Genomic DNA, 20,789 nt, shown 5'->3' with positions numbered 1-20,789 from the left:
CAGACCTATTCGATCTGCTCCTGCCGATACTGATGCATATCTCAATGGCAATCACCTCTCCTTGCTCAAAAAGTCTTCACCGTTCACGTTCATATCGTGATCCATCCAACGGTTCAGCTAAGACTGATTTCTCGCTTGCCATTGTTGAACCGATGCGCGCGCAAGCTGTGTCAGCGCGACATCCTCCATTGGGGGATTATGGAGCCCGAATCGTACATCGCGGTACATCCGCTGCAGCGGATGATCCAATCGGAGGCTATGTGCACCGACGATTCGCATGGCCTTATCGACAATCGATTGTGCAGCCTGCACGACGAATACCTTGGCAGCCGCAAGGTCGGCAGCTCGCAATTCCGCTCTCTCAGTTCCGCCCGACTCCCATGACTTCGCAACGCTATATAGCAATCTTCTGGCTGCAATCCATTCAAGCTCTATCTCGCCTAATTGCCGTTCCACGTTCGGCGTACTCACAATAGGCTCCGACAACGACGGAGGCGTATACGAGGTAGCGAAGGCAATCGCCTCGTCAACGGCAGCTGTCGCAATGCCCAGGTAGCAAGCTGGGATATGAAGCAAATAAGGGTTCAGCAGCGAACGATCTCGCTGATTATGCTTATATAGGAACGCATCCTTTGATACTCTCACCTGTTCCAGCACAAGATCATGACTTGCTGTTCCCCGCATACCTGCCATATTCCATGTCCATTCAATGGACACACCCGGACTGTCGTGCGGGATAAGCAGTTCAATAACTTCCTCACTGTCCTCAAGTGTTGCCGTCACAATAAACCATTCCAGCAGCGGCGCGAAAGTTGTGAACGTCTTGCGTCCGTCCACCACATAACCACCACCAGGGATTGGCTTGACTGTTGTGCGCGTCTTGCCCCCACGGGAAGGACTGCCTCCCCCCACCTCCATGACGGCGCGATTCAGCAGCCCTCCCTCAAGAGCAATGCGGCGGCATACGTCTGCAAAGGTTGCCTCCGGCCAAGTTCGACGCTCTGCCAACTCATGTACAATACTCATATGCCATCCCATGCCAAGCGCTACAGAAGGATTCGCCTGAGCAAGCAGCTCCTGAGCCTTCAGCCATGCGGTAAGCGGCATGGCCTGACCGCCATACTCTTCCGGCACATTCCAAGCTGGATAGCCGATTTCCTTCAGCTTCGCTACATGATGCGCAGGCAGCCCGTGCTTCGCATCCAGCTCTGCTGCATCCTCATGCATATGCTTCACAATTTGTTCCACCTGCAGCAAACCACGCTTTACTTTGCAATCCGGAGCCACCGTCTGCTTCTGGAGATGTTGTTGCTCCGTTTCCACGCCATTTTGTTCATCTCCCCGTTCTCTTAGCGTATGTCCTGCACCTTGTGCCACACTTGTTCCCCCTCCGTCACCTTATCTCTAACTCCCTCATAAACAATTGCCAGCAATCAAGTAATGCAAACAGCAAAAGAAAATAAGGAAAGGCCTATTTCCATCCGAGTCTTGCCAGACAGCTACTAAACAACTAAACAGCTGTGCTATCAGCAAAAATCCGTTCCAATACTCGCCGCTCCAATGCTCCAAACTCCTGATCGGTTACCTGTCGCGGTCTTGCGCATGGATTGGCAACATCCAGCGCAATCCGCCCCTGATCAATAAGCACGATACGATCTGCAAGCCGTACAGCCTCATTCACATCATGCGTAACAAGCAGAGTTGTGAACCGCTGGGTTCCCCAGAGGGAGGCAATCAGCTGCTGCATCTCCAGCTTCGTCAACGCATCAAGTGCACTGAGTGGTTCATCGAGCAGCAGCAGCCTTGGCTTCCGTACCAGCGCTCTTGCCAGCGCTACACGCTGCTTCTGCCCGCCAGAGAGAGTGCTAGGCCAATCGTTCTGGCGACTATCGAGTCCGACCTGCTGCAGCGCTTGCTCCGCTCTTCCTTTCCAATCCCCCTGCAAGCCAATTCCAACATTATCGATCACCGTCTTCCACGGAATGAGCCTGCTCTCTTGGAACATCACCGTAGTGCTGCCCTGAATGCCATGGATTGGCTCACCATCAATCAGTAGTTCGCCCTCCGTCACTGTCTCCAGCCCTGCCAGGAGACGAAGCAGCGTACTCTTTCCACAGCCACTGCGACCAACAACTGCAACGAACTGCCCCTCCGTAATTGTTACATCGATATGATCAAGAACCTGATGTTCTCCAAAAAATTTACTGACCCCACTAATCCTAATCTCTGCCCCTACTGCAGCAGCCTGATCAGGTGCGGTCTCATTCGCTTGGAGCGGCCATCCTGTTTGCGCTAACGGGCGCATGGCTTGATATCCTCCCATTTCTCAAACGCCTCCTTCTCTCCACATTCAAGCATGCTCCACACCTAATGAATCTCATCAGCCTTACTTCCGATACCTACTGCAAGCGGGGCTGCTTCGTTCAACCTCACGTTCGTTGCTCTGCATTCCAACGAAGCGACTTGCGCTCCAACAGCTTCGCAATCACATCGGCTGCTTTGCCGAATACCGCATACAGCATGATGCTCAGAATAATGATGTCTGTCTGCATGAACTCTCGTGCGTTGAGCGCCAGATAACCTACACCAGCATCCGTAGCTATCGTCTCTGCGACAATTAACGTCAACCACATTACGCCAAGCCCATACCGCAAGCCGACAAATATGGATGGCAGTGCACCGGGCAGTATAATATGCCGAAATAATGAGCCAGATCGCAGCCCATACACTTTCGCCATTTCCACAACGCCTGGATCAACGCTGCGAATGCCATGGTACGTATTCACATAAATCGGGAACATGACGCCTAGGGAGACGAGAAAGATCTTAGCCCCTTCATCAATACCCAGCCAAATAATAACGAGTGGGACAAGTGCCAAATGAGGAATATTGCGCAGCATCTGTATCGATGTATCGAACAATCGATAGAAAGCCAAATACCTGCCGCTAAGTACGCCAAATAGAAAGCCGATCCCTCCACCAATAAGGAAACCTATAAGCGCCCGCTGTAAACTAACACCAATATGATAGGCAAGTGTTCCATTTGAGGTCAGCTCCCATAAGGTATTCAGCACCTTCATGGGTGTAGGCAGCAGCTGCGCCGACACGATCGCTGACGAAGCTGCCCATTGCCAGAACGCTAGGCATAATAGGGGCAGCAGCCATGGCACAATGGCAGAGGCGAGCTTGCTCCCCCATTTCCATCCACTTCGCTGATTCGTTCCGTCCAATTGGCCTAACCGCTTCGTATCCGCTGTGCCCCGCACATCAGGGGATATTGATCGAACGGTACGTGAAGACTGTTCACGTCTTGTGGACCCCACTGACCGAACTGAATCGGTGCCAACAATATTCGTCCCTAAAGGTTCTACATCTCGATTGGCCGGATTGATGGGTGAAGCCGCATCTGTCGTGCGCATTGTATATCCCTCCTCATCACTTGCTGGCAACAGGGCCTTTCACAGCCCACGGCGCATCCAGCGGCATCCGTTCCGCCACCTTGATCGGACTCGGTATCAAGCCAATCCGATAATACGTATCCGCCAGCTGCTGCTGTGCGTCGATAATAGCAGAATTGAACAGTTCCACTCCGTACGTGCGGCGCTTAACGGCAAGTTCGATAGCCTCTTTTTCAATTCCCTGTGTTTCCGACAATAGCTTAATCACTTCGTCCTTGTGTGAGTTCGCCCATTCATCAGACACTTGGATCTCCTCAAGAATGGTACGGATTAGTTCAGGCTTCTCCTTAGCAAAGTGTTCATTGGCATAATAGAACGTACGATTCGGCGAGTAACCTTGGCCATCCGTGAGCGTCAGCGGCTTCAGATCCGTCTGTACTGCTGCAAAAAAGGGATCCCAGGAACCAAGTGCATCCACCTGCTTCGTCTCAAATACAGCTCTCCCTTCAGATGCATCCTTGACGTATACGAATTGGACATCCTCCAATTTCAGCCCCGCCCTCTCTATCGCCAGCACTGCCAAGTAGTGATGATTGCCTCCCTTGGCTACTGCGAGCTTCTTCCCCTTCAAGTCGGCAATCGACTTGATTCCTGACTCCGGATGCACCACAATGCCTATCCCTTCAGGATTCGGAAGATCATTGCCTACATACACAAATGGTTTATTGCCCGCTTGAGCGAAGACACCAGAGCCATCCGCTGCATGCCCGAAGTCAATGCTGCCGCTGCTCAATGCCTCAAGCAAGAAGTTCCCTCCAGCAAATACCTTCCACTCGACATCATAGCCATCTGCCTTCAGCCGCTTTTCCAGATTGCCGTTCACCTTGAGTACGTTCAGCGTGTTGCCCTTCTGATAGCCGATGCGAATTACTTGATGAGATTTCCCCTTATCGCTGGCAGAACCATTGGCTTCTGCTCCATTGCCGCCTACTGTCCCAGTTCCACCCGAAGTGCATCCTGCCAGTATCGCCATCAGGCAGATCCATGAAATAAGAAATTGAATTCCTCGTAAGCGAGGATGCCCATTCGCATGATATTCAGATGACTTCACTTGAATCTCCATAACGAAGTTATCCAATGCATATAATTGGGTTTTAGACATCGTAAGTCCCCCTTTCACAATGAAATTCAGCAAGCAGCAGTTCCCTCTCGACGAATATCACTTCAAAGATGTTTGACATAACAGGCCATATCATTAACCACACACCATCTCTTCCCCGCAATACCGAGCGCTCACGATGGTAGACTACCTCCTTCCAATCCCAATAACCACATAATCCGATTAATTTACTAAGTATTTAGAAGACATTTTATTCCTCGCGCCTCTTTCCTGTCAATCCTATTTTTCCTCCATCATTTGAACTAGAGATATATCGTTTCATTAAATAAAATGGCCTCTTTTGCCGATAAAAAGAATATTGCATCTTTTTTTCACGTATTTCGGCTCACGCTGTCGAATACGCACGCAGGAAGCACCATTATACTCATGGATGAGGTGTGTATGGAATTATGGAAAAATCTACGATCATTGGTCTCGTGCTCGGCCTTGCTGCCGTCACGCTAGGGATGTACTTTAAGGGCGCGCCTATCTCCAATCTCGCCAACCCAGCAGCCATTATGATTATTTTCGTTGGTACTGCGGGCTCCCTGTTCATTGCCTTTCCGATGAAGGAACTGAAGAAATTTCCGAAGCTAATCGGCCTTCTCTTCAAGAAGCAAGATTTAGTTGACCGTGTCGAATTGATCTCGCTCTTCATGGAGTGGGCGTCGATTACACGTCGCGAAGGCTTGCTTGCCTTGGAAACACGCATTGACGAAATTGAAGACGAATTCCTCCGCAACGGAATGCGGATGATTATTGATGGTAATGATCAGGACTTCGTTCGTGACGTGCTCATGGAAGACATTCACGCAACTGAGGAAAGACACCATTCTGGCGCTCTTATTTTCTCCCAAGCCGGCATGTATGCTCCAACGCTGGGGGTATTAGGTGCCGTTATCGGTCTGATTGCTGCCTTATCGCAAATGTCTGAGATGGAACATCTGGCAAAAGCGATTGCTGCGGCCTTCGTTGCTACTCTGATGGGTATTTTCTCTGGTTATGTGCTGTGGCATCCAATTGCCAATAAGCTGAAGCGATTGTCGCACAGCGAAATTGAAATCCGTCTCATGATGGTTGAAGGGCTCTTGTCCATCCAATCGGGTGTATCCACGATTGCAATTAATCAGAAGCTCTCTGTCTTCTTGACTCCACAAGAGCGTTCTCTTATGAGTACTAAGGAGGGGGCAAGCGTTGAGTAAGAAACTGCGTACCCCGCCGAAGGAAGAGCATACCGATGAGACATGGCTCATTCCTTATGCCGATATATTGACACTGCTGCTCGCCCTTTTCATTGTGTTGTACGCCATGCAAGCCGTTGACGCGAAGAAGTTTGAGCAAATGAGCCAAGCCTTCAGCTCAGCGCTGAACTCTGGCGGTGGGGGGGCTGGAATCTTAAATGAGTCAGCAGTCATTCGATCAGATGGATCAAAATCCAGCATGGTTGATGCGACGCCTAAAAATTACACGAAATCTCGCAATCGTGAACGAGATGAGTATATGCTGCATGCCAAGCAGGAGCAGCAGCAGCTTGAACAGCTTCAGAACAAGATGAACCAGTATATTGCCAACAATGGCCTAACGGATCAGCTGAACACGAAGCTCAATCACTCTGAATTGAAGATTACGATCAAAGACAGCGCACTCTTCGATTCCGGTAAAGCGGACTTAAAACCAGATTCCAAACAGCTGGCGGCTACTGTCGGCGACATGATGAAGCAGTATCAAGGCTTCTCCGTCGTCATTAGTGGGCATACAGACAATCGCCCTATCCGCAACAGCCGGTTCGATTCCAACTGGGACTTGAGCTCGGCACGGGCACTCAGCTTCATGAAGGTTGTCCTCGAGCGTTCTGGAATCGATCCAAAGCAATTCCAGGCAGTTGGGATGGGTGAATACCACCCTGTAGCCGACAATGATAGTGCCGAAGGTCAAGCGAAGAATCGCCGTGTAGAGGTATCTATTCTTCGCAAGTATACAGACAAAAATAATGCTGCTGCGAACGCAAATGAACTTACCGATCAAAACTGATCGGTGGAAGATAGGATAACGCAGGCTGCAAATAGGGGTGCCCTGATCTAGACGTAAATGTCACTGATCAAGGCACCCCTTACTATTATAATCCTTATGAGGAGATTGCGGTTAATGCTGGCTGTGACGCAGCATCATCTCCGCCACCTGCGTCCTCCATCCCAATGGCGGGTAGCGAGATGGTTACTTCTGTTCCACAGTTCTGCTCACTTGCAATGTCTATCAACCCCCGGTGATTGTGAATAATTCGTTGACTCACCATCAGTCCAAGACCTGTTCCACATTCCTTGCTCGTGAAGAATGGATCACCTAGCTGCGACAAGTGCTCCGCTGGTATACCGATGCCATGATCCCGAATCACCACGACGACCTGCCCCTTGTACCGTGATTGCACAGCAATTTCGACCATGCCGCCTTCCGGCATTGCTTCCATTGCATTCTTCATCACATTGATGAATACCTGCTTCAACTGGTTCTCTTCACAGTTCACTAAGGGCACGAACTCATCGAACTGGGTTGCAAAATACACATTATTCAACTTCGCTTGACTGTCCAATAAAGTGACGACGTCCGTAACAATTCGGCGTACATCTTTCGGCTGAAACTGAATTGCCTGTGGCTTAGCCAATACGAGAAACTCGCTTACAATTAAGTTGATGCGCTCCAGCTCCGCCAGCATCATATCCATGTGATTGTCATTCAGAGCTCTTGTACGCTGCTGTAGCTGTAAGAATCCCTTCAACGTCGTTAGTGGATTGCGAATCTCATGCGCAACACCTGCTGCCAATTGACCGACCGTCGTCAGCTTCTCAGAACGTCGCAACAGCTCTTCCATCCGCTTGCGGCTGGTCATATCTCGCGTAATGCTTGCCCAAGCGATGCAATCCCCGCCCTCGTTGTACATTGGTGAGGTACTGACACTAACATCCAGGATTCGCCCATCCTTCGTTAGACGCGTCGTCTCCCAGTTGCTCACATATTCGCCATGACGCTGTGCTTCATGAATTTGGTGCTCTTCCTCCACTTTGTCCTCTGGAATATTGCATAGTTGCTTGCCTAGCACCTCTTCCGAGGTCCAGCCAAACATATCAACGAACGCTTGGTTCACTCGCTCAATTTGTCCCTTCAGATCTGTCACATGAATAGCATCATTCGATTGGTTAATGAATGATTCCAGATGCTCTTTCATGGCGCGGTTCTCCAAATACGACATGCGCAGCCGCTCTGTCGAAGCATCCAAATTCCGCGCCATCGTATTAATTCGCTGAGCCAATATTCCAAGCTCATCCTTACGATCAATATTCAATTGCGTATTGAAATGGCCTACCGAAATCATATTGATTTTGTTCAATATCGATTGAAGTGGACGTATCAATATGCCGGACAGCATATAGCTTCCGATAAGAACAATCTCCAATAGCACAATGCCTACCGCGACATTGCGCATCAACTGATCATGGAGTGCCTCTACGACCGCTCTTGCATCCATGGATATGTTCAATACATAGGAAGTCGCCCCGATGATTGGAATGAACCCTTTAATGATGGTTCTACTGCCAAAATCACTTTCATAGAACAGAGGCTTTCTCCGCTCCAGCGCATTTCGAATATATTCTTCATCACGCTCATGATTCAAGGTGTATTCACCGTATAAGACACGGCTCTTGCTCTCGTCAACCACCTGTACACCATCGCTGCGAACTTTGAATGTGGGTTCATCTTTAAAATTGTTAATATTAAGAGCTGCGATTTCCACAATATTGGATTGAGCACTCAATGTCTGCTCAATTAAGATATTCGGCTTTGTCAGTTCGAAGAAGGTTTCAACCTTATCATCGCGAATAAACGGATTAATTATATAATCCCGCTTGCCATCGTAATAATATCCCCATTTATCAAGATGTTCAGGGTTGGATGAAGACACATCAAACGGACCTGACCAAAAATACTTGCGCTTCTGCCCTTCCGCAATCCATACTTGCTTATCCTCAAATAATTGAATGAAAGCTTGATACCAATACCCCCACTGTCTCGTCGACATGCCGATTTCTTTCGGATCAGAGGAGCGATTAATCGTGATATCGTCACCGTTCGGCGTCTTGTGCAAGAGAGAAATGTGGGATATTCCAATATCAGCGCTTATTTGCTGCAGTTGCTCGTTCGTTATGCTATCAATTCGAGACGGGAGCTTATCCGCAGCATACATAGACGCAATGTGCAGCTTCTCTGCCAACTGCTCTTCGAATGAATTCGCCGCCATGCGGGATTGCTGTACGGACACATTGATCTGCTGAGCAATCGCATTCATTCGCTGCTGAATTTCCTCAACAAGCTTATCCTTGGTTATGTTGTAAGTGAGGATCATATGAAGCAGAAGGACGACAAACACGATACAAGCTATAGAAATAGATAATTTCGCTTTGATGGAAAGTCTCATGCTTCACCTCTATCAGGCCTATCCATCAGTATCAGAGTAAACATACGGAGATAATGTCGGATATCCTGACAAATGTTGGATTTCGTTGGAGTATCTCTTCGAATCATATCGTAATATAGGGCGATTTGTCCATTGTTTTGGCGATTATTGTGGGAAGAAGGTATAATAATATCGATTAAGTTCGGACCCCTGCTTCATGTGTATAACATATGGTTATCAACAGGTTATGCACATAATGTGAACAGTTTTGGATAAGATGTGTATAATACTGTGTACATCCATATAGTTATCCACAATTTTATACACACACTGTTAACAACGAATATTTGTTCGATGAATAACGACTAGACTTTTACACATATTTGCGTCTAATACAAGATCGCTGGATACCATAGAGGCAGGGATACGAGAAAGGAAGCTGAAGTTGGAAATACAATCGATTGAACCTGAACAAATCAGCCAGCACGAATACTGGATGCGTAGGGCCATTGAAGAGGCCCTCAAGGCCGAGGCAATTGGAGAGGTTCCCATTGGCGCTATTGTCGTCCATCAGAATGAGATTATTGGACGCGGCTACAATTTGCGAGAGACATCGCTTGACTCTACTGCACATGCCGAGATGATCGCGATTCGAGAGGCGAGTGAGCATCTTCAAGCTTGGCGGCTGCTTGATTGCACTTTATATGTTACTTTGGAGCCTTGCCCGATGTGTGCCGGGGCAATCGTTCAATCCCGAGTGCCTACCGTTGTATACGGCACGACCGACCCAAAGGCAGGCTGCGCAGGCACACTGATGAACCTGCTTCAAGAGCCCCGCTTCAACCATCGTGCAGAAGTCATTGAGGGCGTGCTGCAAGAAGAATGTGCATCAATGTTAACGCAATTCTTCCGCCGTCTGCGCGGCAAAGCTTAATCAATAAGCATAAAGAAGCCGCAGAATCAACGAAGTTGAGCAATGCGGCTTCACTGCTTCCGTTCTAGAATGAAATCTGCACGGTTGATAAAGCTCCTATCGCTCACGATTATAAGTCCTTTCTAACAAATTCTATTTATTGTCACTCTCTCCTTTACGATTCATTCACTCTCCTCATAGACCAATCGAATATGCTCCATTAATTCAGACAAGGATACGTTCAGTGCCTTAGCGTCCTTCACCGCTTCTTCGATCATCATCTCCATCTGATGCAGACGCTGCTCACGTATCAGCTGTGGATTTGCGCCCGAGATGAAGGATCCCTTGCCAACCATGCTGTCAATAAACCCTTCCCTCTCCAGTTCCTCATAAGCACGCTTCGTTGTAATGACACTAATTTGCAAATCCTTAGCCAGTTGTCGTATAGAAGGGAGCGCATCTCCAGGCTTAAAATCACCACTGAATATACCAGTTCGTATTTGTCTTGCAATCTGCTCGTATATCGGCTCGTCAGTCGATGATTCGATACGAATGTGAATCATTGTGGCCACACACCTTATATATTGTATATGTAAACCATATACATTACAGAATGAAGCGTCAAGTCATGTCTTGCCCATATTAGATCCCATTTGCATACCTCCTCCTCTTCTTCTAACTATTCCGCGCATAACAAAAGACCGCCACTCTCTAGGAGCGGCGGTCTTGCTAATGACTATATCTTAATATCCACCGAACATTTGCTGCAATTGTTCCATTGTCAGAACATCGGTTGGTACAGGCTTGAATTCAACCTTCTCGTTGATCTTGCTCAACTCAGTCGTAACGCGAGCGGCAACCTTCGATTTCACACCATCGTCGCCAGTCACATCCAAGTTGGCTACAATTACTTGATATGCAGGATATTGATCTTTGTTAATCGCTGTAGTGACGCTCAGTTCGTTAATCTTCAGCGACTTTTTCATTTCTTCGATATCCTTTTTCAGTTCGCTGTCATCTGTTTTCATTTCTTGCTTCATTTTCTCAACTTGGTCTTTTTCCAATTTAAACAGCTTGCTGTACTCTTCCTTACCCATTACATCTGCTAGTGCAGGCAATGCCTCTTTAACAAGGGTTGTAACGAATTGCTCCAAGTTCTCATTGGTAACATTGAACTTCACAATTTGCTTTGCATCTACATTTTCAGGAAGACCAGCGTCTTTTTTCTCTACTGTAGAGAAATACATTTTCTCATCGAACTTGCCGAGGAATGCTTTGAACATATCATTCGAGAGGTTCTGCATTGCCTTCATATCCTTCGCAGAAGGAAGCTCTTGGCCGGATTGCTCTGCCATTTTCTTTAAATCGATCTCAATTGTTTTGCCGATCAACTCATCTGGAATTTGGCCCGCCAACATCGGAATATTCGGGATTTTTACCCACATTTTATTTTCATCCATAGTCAATGGGAGAGAAAATTTCATTTCCATATCGCCTTTAAGGCTGATTTCGAGATTCGCTTCCATCTTCATAGGCTCTTGTTGAACTACACCATTTACACTAAGCTCAGCATTTTTAAGCATGTTCAAGACCATCTGTGCATTTGGATCCATTGCTCCACCATTATCCATTTGAAGATCTTCAAGCTTAATCGATGTATTGAATGCATAGGACTTCATATCGAAGGACTTGCCTAGAGAACCTTCAATTAATTCCTTCGGACTAGACTTGGCTCCACAACCCGTAATAATTAGTGCTAAAGCAAATATGAGTGCTAATGCCCCTTTTAAACCTCTCTTCAATCTCTTCAACCCCTATTCATCATAATAAGTGAGCTAAAATTACCCAGTATATATTAACTTATACGTATGATAATGAAAATAGTTCCTTTGAAACATATTTCGCGACCCTGTACATAGAATTATGAACTTCGTCCTATCTTTCACTGCTTAATGAATGTCCTTTTTCTTAAATCTGCCACCCTTAACGTCATGAATGTTGCCGATTGCAAGAAACGCATGCTCATCATGCTCCTCTACGATCCCCTTGAGCTTCGCTTCCTCCAATCGGGTAATGACGGTGAAAATCACTTTCTTCTCATCTCCGGAGAAGCCGCCCTCGCCTTTCATATACGTAACGCCCCGACCGAGACGTCTAAGCAGCGCATCGCCGATTTCCTTGTGATTGTCACTAATAATCCACACCGCCTTCGAATCGTTCAATCCCTCAACGGTAATATCGATCATTTTATATGCAATGTAATAGGCAATGAGGGAATACATCGCACGATCCCAGCCAAATACGAAGCCCGCACTCGTGAGTATGAACAAATTGAAGAACATAATGATCTCGCCGACGGAGAAGGGAGAACGTTTGTTAAGCAAAATTGCTATAATCTCTGTACCGTCCAAAGAACCACCATAGCGAATGACGAGCCCCACGCCAATACCGAGAATAATCCCGCCAAATACGGCAGCCAGGAACGTATTTTCTGTAAATGCACTTACATCGTGAAGCAGCGTCGTGCTGAGCGACATCACTAGGACGCCGAGTAATGTGGATAGGGCAAAGGTTTTGCCAATTTGTTTGTAGCCGATAATCAGGAAGGGCAAGTTAAGTAGAAATAGAAATACACCGAGTGGCACTGAGGTTACATAAGACAAAATAATCGAAATGCCGGTTACTCCACCGTCTGTAATTTGATTCGGAACAAGAAATAGCTCAAGTCCGACACCCATTAAGACTGACCCAATGACAATAAAGATAATTCGCTTGAGAAGCTTGATTAGGCCGATCTTCGTGTGCTGATACTGCTGCACACTGGCAATAGCTGCAGAATCGAGTGCTCCCAATTGGGCAATTGCCTCAAACTGATCCATATCCTGCGAAGCCGATGCATGATTCCCCTTAGAACTGTTGCTGTCTGCACTGGTGTTCGTTGTCAGATGCTCCACCGCGTTCACCTCTCTATATAAGCCTTAAATACACTACACTCATTATTATATCGGAATTCACTTCCTTGTTGGACCCTATTGGTAAATATTAATAATAATAGTACTAATTCGAACTTCAACATACCCTATTTATTTGCATAAAAAAACACAGACTCTCCTCACTCTTGCAAGGAAAATCCGTGTTGCTTGTACCCGGTTATCTTATCCCTCAGGATTGTTGTGGCTGACATGATTCGCCATCTTCGTCTTCTTAGACCCTGACAATGGCTCTTGCATCGCATTCCGTTCATTACCTGCTTGATGCCGGCTGGATTGCTCCTGGTTAGGTACAGGGACTGCTCTTGGCTTGCTCATTGCACGCACACTCCTCCGTCATTATAAGTGTTCTAAGTCCGTCGGCTTATCATGATTCAGTGCATCCTGATGGCGTCGATCATTGTGATCCTGCTGTAACTGCTGGGCATGATGACTATTGACCGGTGCCTGCTCCAAGTCCTTGACGACATTGCTCAAATTTTTGTCCAGACCATCCTTTGCTTTCGTCACCTTCATCCCTCCTACTGTAAGCCGTGATGGGTTACATCATGCAGCGCTTGCGCGCATTCATGAATATGACGCACATAATTCTGTACAAGCTCCTGCACAACCTCAGTCCGCTCATCGATATGAACCCCACTCTTCTCGACATCGATGAGATTGAGCTCCACCTCGCGCGAATCCACATAAGCGCAATGGAAATCGAATGAGTACATTTGGCGGCCGGCTGTATCGATATGAATAACGAGTGCCTGTGGATTGGCGCCGTCAGGCAGTACTGTGGCTTTATCGCCAGGCTCAAGCTTCGCCGGCAACGTTTGCTGCCATGCATCCACAAGCCTCGATTGATCGACTTGCGGTTGTTCTTCCTGATTCATAAGAGCTACACCTCCACTATTCAATTACAGTTTGCGGCCAGCAGAGGCATTTTATACAGCAAAAAACCCACATCACCAAGGATGTGGGTTCTACATGTAAAAGTTATGGCGGAGAGGGTGGGATTCGAACCCACGTGAGCTTGCACCCTAACGGTTTTCAAGACCGCCCCGTTATGACCACTTCGGTACCTCTCCATATTCGACTGCCCGAGTCGAGTCGGACAGTCTTTATTATATCATAGGCATTACAGCAATGCAACTATGATCTTTCAATTATTTGCGGCGAATGGATTCCAATCCGCCCATATAAGGACGCAATGCTTCTGGAATCACAATGGAACCGTCTTCTTGTTGGTAATTCTCCATAATCGCAGCGACAGTACGTCCAATCGCAAGGCCAGAGCCATTCAGCGTATGCACGAACTCAGGCTTGGATTTCGTATCGCGGCGGAAGCGAATGTTCGCACGACGCGCCTGGAAGTCCTCAAAGTTCGAGCAGGACGAAATCTCACGGTACGTACCGCTGCTCGGCAGCCATACTTCCAAATCATACGTCTTCGCAGAGCTGAATCCAATGTCTCCTGTGCACAATGCCATCACACGATACGGCAAGCCAAGCAGCTGCAGAATCTTCTCTGCTTGGTTCGTCAGTGATTCCAGTTCAGCATAAGAATCCTCTGGCTTAACCATCTTCACCAGCTCAACCTTATTGAATTGATGCTGACGAATAAGTCCGCGTGTATCACGGCCAGATGCGCCTGCTTCAGAACGGAAGCAAGAGCTGTAAGCTGTATAATAACGAGGAACTTGCTCGTCCGTCAGAATCTCATCGCGGTGGAGGTTCGTTACAGGAACTTCTGCCGTCGGGATGAGGTAATACTCCGTACCTTCCAGCTTGAATAGATCTTCCTCGAACTTCGGCAGCTGACCTGTACCGATCAAGCTGTCACGGTTCACGATAAGCGGAGGGAGCACTTCTTCATATCCATGCTGCATCGTATGCACGTCCAGCATAAAGCTGATTAGGGCACGCTCCAAGCGAGCTCCTGCCCCCTTGTAGAATACGAAGCGAGAGCCTGTAACCTTCGCAGCTGATTCGAAGTCCAAGATGCCGAGATCCTGCGCGATATCCCAATGCGCCTTTGCTTCGAAGGAGAATGCGGTAGGCTCGCTCCAACGGCGAACTTCTACGTTATCGTCCTCTGATCTCCCTACTGGTGTACTTTCATGAGGTACATTTGGAATGGACAATGTAATCTGCTCCATTTGTACTTCAATACCACGAATTTCTTCATCGAGCTCCTTAATCCGATCGCCTACTTCACGCATTTGCGCAATAAGTTCGTCGGCTGACTCGCCTGCTTTTTTCTTCTTCGCTACATCTTGAGACACGACATTGCGTTGATTTTTCAACTGCTCGGTCTCTTGCAGCATTTCGCGGCGACGTGCGTCAAGCTCCGGGAAGTCCGCGATCATTTCTTCCGATTTACCTCGATTTTGGAGTGCTGTTACTACACGTCCATAATCACTTCTTAACAATTTGATATCTAGCACCGATTGACCCTCCTGCCAGAAACGGATGAACACCCCTCACGATATACGCTGGGCTGATTTGATTCGATCCGTATCATACTATTTCACTATTATACCGTATATCCGAGAAAAACACCTTAACTCTCCTAGCATCAGGAGAGTCAAAGTGTTTGTTATTCTTTATCCTGCTACATTTGCAGCCTGTTTAACCATATCAACGAAATAGCTGTGCAGGCTAATATCTGATGTCAGCTCCGGATGGAACGAGCAAGCTAGAAGCGAGCCTTGTCTTGCTGTTACAATCTCCCCGTTCACCTCGCAGAGTACATCAACACACTCACCGACCGATTGGATAAGCGGTGCGCGAATGAAAACCGCACGTACAGGCTGCTCGATCCCTTTCACATCTAAATCTGCCTCGAAGCTTTCACGCTGCCGTCCAAATGCGTTGCGCATTACCGTCATATCCATCAGCTGCAAATGCGGCTCTTCTGAGCCTTGATGGCCTTCCACTCGTTCCGCCAAGCAAATCAGTCCCGCACATGTGCCGAAGATCGGCTTGCCAGCTGCTGCAAATGCCTGAATCGCCTCGATAAAGCCGTACTTCCGCATCAACTTGCCAATGGTTGTACTCTCTCCACCGGGAATGACAAGCCCCTGAAGCTCATCAAGCTGTTCTGGCCGCTTCACGGCTACCGCATGGGCTCCTGCCGCCTCCAAGCTGCGCATATGTTCTGCTACCGCGCCTTGCAGCGCCAATACTCCGATGTTCATCCGTGAAGTCCCTTCTTTCCCCTGAGGCTATACTAATACACCTATAGATAGGATACAGGGCGCTTAACGCCGACTAGGAAGCACCGTCACGGTGCTTCCTCAGCTGCCCTGCTTCTATAATTACCAGCCGCGATCCTGCATACGCTCAGATGGCGCAAGCTTGGAGATTTCAATCCCCTTCATCGGTGTACCCAGGTTCTTGGATACGTTCGCAATTAGAGCATAATCTTCATAATGAGTTGTCGCTTCCACAATCGCACGAGCGAACTTCTCAGGACTGTCAGATTTGAAAATACCAGAGCCAACGAATACGCCGTCAGCGCCCAGATGCATCATTAATGCTGCGTCTGCTGGTGTTGCAACGCCGCCTGCAGCGAAGTTCACAACTGGCAACTTACCTGTCTCATGAACATGTAACAGCAAGTCATACGCTACACCCAAGTTTTTCGCTTCTGCATACAGCTCGTCCTTCGACAAACTCTGAACTTTGCGAACTTGGCTAGTGATCAAGCGCATGTGGCGAACAGCCTCAACAATATTGCCTGTTCCCGGTTCACCCTTCGTACGAAGCATTGCTGCTCCTTCGCTAATACGGCGAAGTGCTTCACCCAAGTCTTTAGCGCCGCATACGAATGGGATGGTAAATGTATTTTTGTCAATATGGAATACTTCGTCTGCTGGAGTCAGTACTTCTGATTCATCGATGTAATCTACGCCAAGGGATTCCAATACTTTGGCTTCTACGTAATGACCAATGCGTGCCTTCGCCATAACTGGAATCGATACAACCTTCATAACCTCTTCTACGATTGTTGGATCTGCCATACGAGCTACGCCACCAGCTGCACGAATATCAGATGGGACACGTTCAAGCGCCATAACTGCTGTTGCGCCTGCTGCTTCAGCAATTTTCGCTTGCTCTGCATTCATGACGTCCATAATGACGCCGCCCTTTTGCATCTCTGCCATACCACGTTTTACTCGAGCTGTACCTGTTTCCATTTTCGATTGCCCCCCGCCACTAGTCAGTCATTTTCTATTGTTACAGTTTCATCCCTCTATTTTACATGATCGTCATTCGAATAGACAATTGATTTTGTCACAGACGAAAGCCAATTCCTATGACCAATACTGCGAAACTAGAACAAATTCTTGATAGACTTGAACAAATCTGCAAAGAATTCCCCGATTGCACGGAAGAATAGACGCCACCAGCTGCCCTTCTCCACTTCTTCTGTTGCAATCATGTTCACGGTCTTCTTCTGCTCGGCGCCATTGTCCTTGTATGTGAACGTCACTGTACCCACTTGCTGTCCCTTCTTAATAGGCGCAACAAGCTCATTTGCCGGCTTCAGATTCACTTCTTGTGTAATTTTTCCTTCTGTGGTCGCACCTTTTGGAATTACGAACGAAACGCCTGTTTCAGCAACAATTGGCACTTCCGTATCTACACCTTTTTTGATTGGAGCTGTCTCTACACCTGCTACAGTCTTCTTCGGTGCAATCTCATTCTTTATTTCAAAATGCTCGAACCCGTGATTAAGCAGCTTCGCTGTTTCTTCGAACCGTGCTCCTTTATCTTTCGCGCCCATTACAACTGAGATCAGTCGCATATTATCGCGTACTGCTGTACCTGCGAAGCAATATTGAGCAATATCAGTAAATCCTGTTTTCATTCCATCCAAGCCTTGATAAGCATAACGCTTGAAGTTCACGACATCTTTATTGGCTTCAAGCATCCAGTTCAAGTTGGAGATTGGCGTTTTGTCACGTTCTCTAAACTTATAGGATTGAATCTTCGTATACTCACTGAATTCAGGGTGATCATTAACGATTGCACGCACCAGCTTGGCCACATCCATTGCTGACATCATCGTCTCTGCTTTTTCAGCGGGGCGGAAGCCTTCAGGCATGCTTGCCCAATCCAATCCAGTAGAGTTGATATAGTGTGTCTTCGTCATGCCAAGACGCTTTGCTGTCTCGTTCATGATTTTTACAAACTCAGCCTCAGAGCCAGCAATATGCTCCGCTAGAGCTACCGTTGCATCGTTGGCAGATCCGATTGCCATCGCAATATACAAATCGCGAACCTTATGCGTATCCCCTTCTGCCAAGAAGATGCGGGATCCTTCTGTTACGGACGCATTTTTCTTCGCTACAACCTCGTCGTCGAAGCTCAACTCGCCTTTCTTCACTTTCTCCATGACAATGTACTCTGTCATCATCTTCGTCATGCTTGCTGGAGGATAAGAGATCTCCGAGTCAATATCGACTAATATTTTGCCCGTTGAAGCTTCCATAAGAACCGCGGAGCGAAGCTTCAAATCAAGCTTAGACTTATCCGTAATAACTTGATTGTTGTTCCCCTTCGTTGCCGCTACTTGCTTCGTTTGCGTTTGAATTTGAGCAGCTGCCTCAGCCGCCACCATTCCTGCTGATGGCAATAAGGCGAAGCTTAATATTTGACATGCGGTAACCAAAGCGACCGCTCGTTTCCATTTGTTATGTTTCACTGTTGTATGTTGCTTAGACACTACGTACAACTCCTCTCCTGTTGAGTCCCATAGCTATTCTAACATAGCCAGACACGCAAAAAAAAGACAGGGTTGTAATACCCTGTCTTTCCTTGTCGACATTTTCCGTAAATGCAACACAATTACATGGAATAGTTAGGAGCTTCCTTTGTAATTTGTACATCATGCGGATGACTTTCACGCAATCCTGCGCCAGATATCTTCACAAAATGAGTATCATTTTGAAGCTCTTTCAGAGTGTTCGTACCACAGTAACCCATACCTGCTCTCAATCCGCCAAGCAATTGATGGATCGTATCAGCCAAAGGCCCCTTGTAAGCTACACGGCCTTCAATGCCTTCTGGAACCAGCTTCTTCTCATTGCTGCTGTCTTGGAAGTAACGATCCTTACTGCCTTGCTTCATTGCGCCTAGCGAGCCCATACCGCGGTATACCTTGAAGCTTCGGCCTTGATAAATTTCAGATTCACCAGGGCTTTCTTCTGTACCTGCAAACAAGCTTCCGAGCATAACCGCACTTGCACCTGCAGCGATTGCTTTTGTAATATCACCAGAGTATTTAATACCGCCATCCGCAATAACAGGGATGCCGTACTCACGAGCTACGCTCGCACAGTCGTATACAGCTGTAATTTGTGGTACGCCGATACCAGCAATAACCCGAGTCGTACAGATGGAACCTGGTCCAATACCAACCTTAACTACAGAAGCGCCTGCCTCAATCAAATCACGAGTTGCTTCACCAGTAGCTACGTTCCCTGCTACGATAGTCAACTCAGGATACAAACCGCGTAGCTTGCGTACTGCTTCAATAATATTGATATGATGGCCATGAGCGGAGTCAACAACGATTAGGTCAACACCAGCTTGTACAAGCAGTTCAGCACGTTCGAATGAATCTTGGGAAATACCGATTGCTGCACCACACAGAAGACGTCCTTGAGCATCCTTCGCAGCTTTCGGATATTGGATTGCCTTCTCAATATCCTTAATCGTGATAAGTCCCTTCAACGTGTTGCTTTCATCAACCAATGGAAGCTTCTCGATCTTGTGCTGCTGCAAAATCACTTCTGCTTCTTGAAGCGTAGTGCCAACAGGAGCTGTTACCAAGTTCTCATGTGTCATCACTTCTTTAATCTGAATGCTGTAGTCATGAACAAAACGAAGATCCCGGTTCGTCAAAATACCTATAAGCTTATTTTCTGCATCCACAATAGGGACACCAGAAATGCGATACTTCGCCATTACACGATCCGCGTCTTCAACAGTATGATCTGGAGAAAGCGAAAATGGATTAGTAATAACGCCGCTCTCTGAACGCTTTACGCGATCCACTTCTTCGGCTTGTTGCTCAGCCGACATATTTTTATGAATAACACCGATACCGCCTTCGCGAGCAATTGCAATTGCCAATGGAGCCTCGGTAACTGTGTCCATACCAGCACTCATAAATGGAATGTTCAATTTAACCTTATCGCTCAAAATTGTCGATACGTCTGTTTCCCGTGGCAGTACACTCGATTTACGAGGTACTAACAGCACATCGTCAAAAGTTAAGCCTTCCTTCACAAACTTAGATTCCCACACCAGAAAGTTCCTCCCTTGATTGTATTGGCGCATTCATTGTCCAAACTCCTTATCATACAGGGCTTGTCCTCTGATTAACGTCGTCTCTAAAAATATATTATTGCAATCTTAGCAAAGCGGTATGAGGCTGTCAAGGATAAGCGTCTTGTTTTGGTAATTCGTAATTCATTTGATTCCTATTCATGTACAAACAAATAAATGTCCACTCCAGGCGAACAAATTTATTACTATTATGGATAGTATGAGATTGTTTGTTATTCTCCATTCATCACCTAATCAGCAAGAAATATAAAAAAAGACCACCGTCGAGATGTCTCAACAGTGGTCTTTAATCGCTTGGCGACGTCCTACTCTCCCGGGACCCTGCGGTCCAAGTACCATCGGCGCTGGAGGGCTTAACGGTCGTGTTCGGGATGGGTACGCGTGGAACCCCTCCGCCATCGCCACCAAACAGCATTGGCTAAAGCCAATATGTAGTTCAAGTTTTGTACCTTGAAAACTGAATGCGAAAGTGTCATGTTCTGAATCAATAGGATAAGCCCTCGACCGATTAGTATTGGTCAGCTCCACACATTGC

General features: G+C 47.3%; 19 protein-coding genes, 1 tRNA gene and 1 rRNA gene. 3 read left to right on the top strand and 18 right to left on the bottom strand.

Features of this window, described 5'->3' with window-relative positions; genetic code table 11:
* Nucleotides 1-117: 117 nt before the first annotated feature.
* The 4 genes from PBN151_RS27360 to PBN151_RS27345 form a co-directional block, all read right to left on the bottom strand.
* Nucleotides 118-1,377 carry an acyl-CoA dehydrogenase family protein gene (locus PBN151_RS27360; protein WP_072731793.1) on the bottom strand — a complete coding sequence of 420 codons (1,260 nt, stop codon included), beginning with the start codon at nucleotides 1,375-1,377 and terminating at the stop codon, nucleotides 118-120.
* Nucleotides 1,378-1,510: 133 nt separating this feature from the next.
* Nucleotides 1,511-2,323, bottom strand: a complete 813-nt coding sequence (locus tag PBN151_RS27355) for an ATP-binding cassette domain-containing protein (protein ID WP_072731792.1) — start codon at nucleotides 2,321-2,323, stop codon at nucleotides 1,511-1,513.
* A gap of 106 nt (nucleotides 2,324-2,429) precedes the next feature.
* Nucleotides 2,430-3,230 carry an ABC transporter permease subunit gene (locus PBN151_RS27350; RefSeq protein ID WP_072731868.1) on the bottom strand — a complete coding sequence of 267 codons (801 nt, stop codon included), beginning with the start codon at nucleotides 3,228-3,230 and terminating at the stop codon, nucleotides 2,430-2,432.
* A 205-nt stretch (nucleotides 3,231-3,435) separates the two neighbouring features.
* Entirely contained in the window at nucleotides 3,436-4,560 is a 1,125-nt protein-coding gene (locus PBN151_RS27345) for a sulfonate ABC transporter substrate-binding protein (protein ID WP_083545354.1), read from the bottom strand.
* A gap of 407 nt (nucleotides 4,561-4,967) precedes the next feature.
* Between PBN151_RS27345 and motA the strand changes: the two genes are divergently transcribed.
* Both motA and PBN151_RS27335 read left to right on the top strand, forming a co-directional pair.
* Nucleotides 4,968-5,759: a flagellar motor stator protein MotA gene (gene motA / locus PBN151_RS27340; protein ID WP_021253492.1), complete on the top strand. Its 792-nt coding sequence runs from the start codon at nucleotides 4,968-4,970 to the stop codon at nucleotides 5,757-5,759.
* Nucleotides 5,752-6,588 (top strand): flagellar motor protein MotB, encoded by an 837-nt coding sequence (locus tag PBN151_RS27335; RefSeq protein WP_021253493.1) that lies wholly within the window; start codon nucleotides 5,752-5,754, stop codon nucleotides 6,586-6,588. Before motA ends, PBN151_RS27335 begins: the two co-directional genes overlap by 8 nt.
* Before the next feature lie 94 nt (nucleotides 6,589-6,682).
* On the opposite strand, the gene PBN151_RS27330 is transcribed toward PBN151_RS27335, so the two are convergent.
* Complete coding sequence (locus PBN151_RS27330; RefSeq protein ID WP_072731791.1) at nucleotides 6,683-9,025, bottom strand: PAS domain S-box protein; 2,343 nt, start codon at nucleotides 9,023-9,025, stop codon at nucleotides 6,683-6,685.
* A gap of 424 nt (nucleotides 9,026-9,449) precedes the next feature.
* On the opposite strand from PBN151_RS27330, the gene tadA reads away from it, so the two are divergent.
* Nucleotides 9,450-9,938, top strand: coding sequence for a tRNA adenosine(34) deaminase TadA (gene tadA, locus PBN151_RS27325; RefSeq protein ID WP_072731789.1), 489 nt, complete (start codon nucleotides 9,450-9,452; stop codon nucleotides 9,936-9,938).
* A 161-nt stretch (nucleotides 9,939-10,099) separates the two neighbouring features.
* Here tadA and PBN151_RS27320 read toward each other — a convergent pair whose 3' ends face one another.
* The 13 genes from PBN151_RS27320 to rrf form a co-directional block, all read right to left on the bottom strand.
* A complete protein-coding gene (locus PBN151_RS27320) occupies nucleotides 10,100-10,480 on the bottom strand; it encodes a GntR family transcriptional regulator (protein ID WP_175560814.1) in 381 nt (126 codons plus the stop codon).
* 180 nt (nucleotides 10,481-10,660) lie between these two features.
* Nucleotides 10,661-11,719 carry a hypothetical protein gene (locus PBN151_RS27315; protein WP_072731788.1) on the bottom strand — a complete coding sequence of 353 codons (1,059 nt, stop codon included), beginning with the start codon at nucleotides 11,717-11,719 and terminating at the stop codon, nucleotides 10,661-10,663.
* Nucleotides 11,720-11,866: 147 nt separating this feature from the next.
* The gene (locus tag PBN151_RS27310; protein ID WP_021253498.1) at nucleotides 11,867-12,871 is read right to left on the bottom strand and encodes a YitT family protein; all 1,005 of its coding nucleotides are present in this window, start codon (nucleotides 12,869-12,871) and stop codon (nucleotides 11,867-11,869) included.
* A 201-nt stretch (nucleotides 12,872-13,072) separates the two neighbouring features.
* A complete protein-coding gene (locus PBN151_RS27305) occupies nucleotides 13,073-13,225 on the bottom strand; it encodes a small acid-soluble spore protein P (RefSeq protein ID WP_028532403.1) in 153 nt (50 codons plus the stop codon).
* A gap of 21 nt (nucleotides 13,226-13,246) precedes the next feature.
* The gene (locus PBN151_RS31575; protein ID WP_162833944.1) at nucleotides 13,247-13,417 is read right to left on the bottom strand and encodes a hypothetical protein; all 171 of its coding nucleotides are present in this window, start codon (nucleotides 13,415-13,417) and stop codon (nucleotides 13,247-13,249) included.
* An 11-nt stretch (nucleotides 13,418-13,428) separates the two neighbouring features.
* Nucleotides 13,429-13,785: a hypothetical protein gene (locus tag PBN151_RS27300; protein ID WP_021253500.1), complete on the bottom strand. Its 357-nt coding sequence runs from the start codon at nucleotides 13,783-13,785 to the stop codon at nucleotides 13,429-13,431.
* Nucleotides 13,786-13,891: 106 nt separating this feature from the next.
* Nucleotides 13,892-13,980: transfer RNA gene (locus tag PBN151_RS27295), tRNA-Ser, on the bottom strand.
* Nucleotides 13,981-14,058: 78 nt separating this feature from the next.
* Nucleotides 14,059-15,339 (bottom strand): serine--tRNA ligase, encoded by a 1,281-nt coding sequence (serS, locus tag PBN151_RS27290; protein ID WP_072731787.1) that lies wholly within the window; start codon nucleotides 15,337-15,339, stop codon nucleotides 14,059-14,061.
* A 159-nt stretch (nucleotides 15,340-15,498) separates the two neighbouring features.
* Nucleotides 15,499-16,092 (bottom strand): pyridoxal 5'-phosphate synthase glutaminase subunit PdxT, encoded by a 594-nt coding sequence (gene pdxT, locus PBN151_RS27285; protein WP_021253502.1) that lies wholly within the window; start codon nucleotides 16,090-16,092, stop codon nucleotides 15,499-15,501.
* A 120-nt stretch (nucleotides 16,093-16,212) separates the two neighbouring features.
* On the bottom strand, nucleotides 16,213-17,094 hold the full coding sequence (pdxS, locus tag PBN151_RS27280) for a pyridoxal 5'-phosphate synthase lyase subunit PdxS (protein WP_021253503.1): 882 nt from the start codon (nucleotides 17,092-17,094) through the stop codon (nucleotides 16,213-16,215).
* A 137-nt stretch (nucleotides 17,095-17,231) separates the two neighbouring features.
* Nucleotides 17,232-18,626: a D-alanyl-D-alanine carboxypeptidase family protein gene (locus tag PBN151_RS27275; RefSeq protein ID WP_072731785.1), complete on the bottom strand. Its 1,395-nt coding sequence runs from the start codon at nucleotides 18,624-18,626 to the stop codon at nucleotides 17,232-17,234.
* Nucleotides 18,627-18,748: 122 nt separating this feature from the next.
* On the bottom strand, nucleotides 18,749-20,212 hold the full coding sequence (gene guaB / locus PBN151_RS27270) for an IMP dehydrogenase (protein ID WP_021253505.1): 1,464 nt from the start codon (nucleotides 20,210-20,212) through the stop codon (nucleotides 18,749-18,751).
* A 334-nt stretch (nucleotides 20,213-20,546) separates the two neighbouring features.
* Nucleotides 20,547-20,663: ribosomal RNA gene (rrf, locus tag PBN151_RS27265) — 5S ribosomal RNA — on the bottom strand.
* Nucleotides 20,664-20,789 lie beyond the last annotated feature (126 nt).

This window comes from Paenibacillus sp. NAIST15-1, from assembly GCF_001894745.1.
GTDB lineage: Bacteria > Bacillota > Bacilli > Paenibacillales > Paenibacillaceae > Paenibacillus_B > Paenibacillus_B suaedae.
This window is presented reverse-complemented; position numbering and strand designations above follow the sequence as displayed.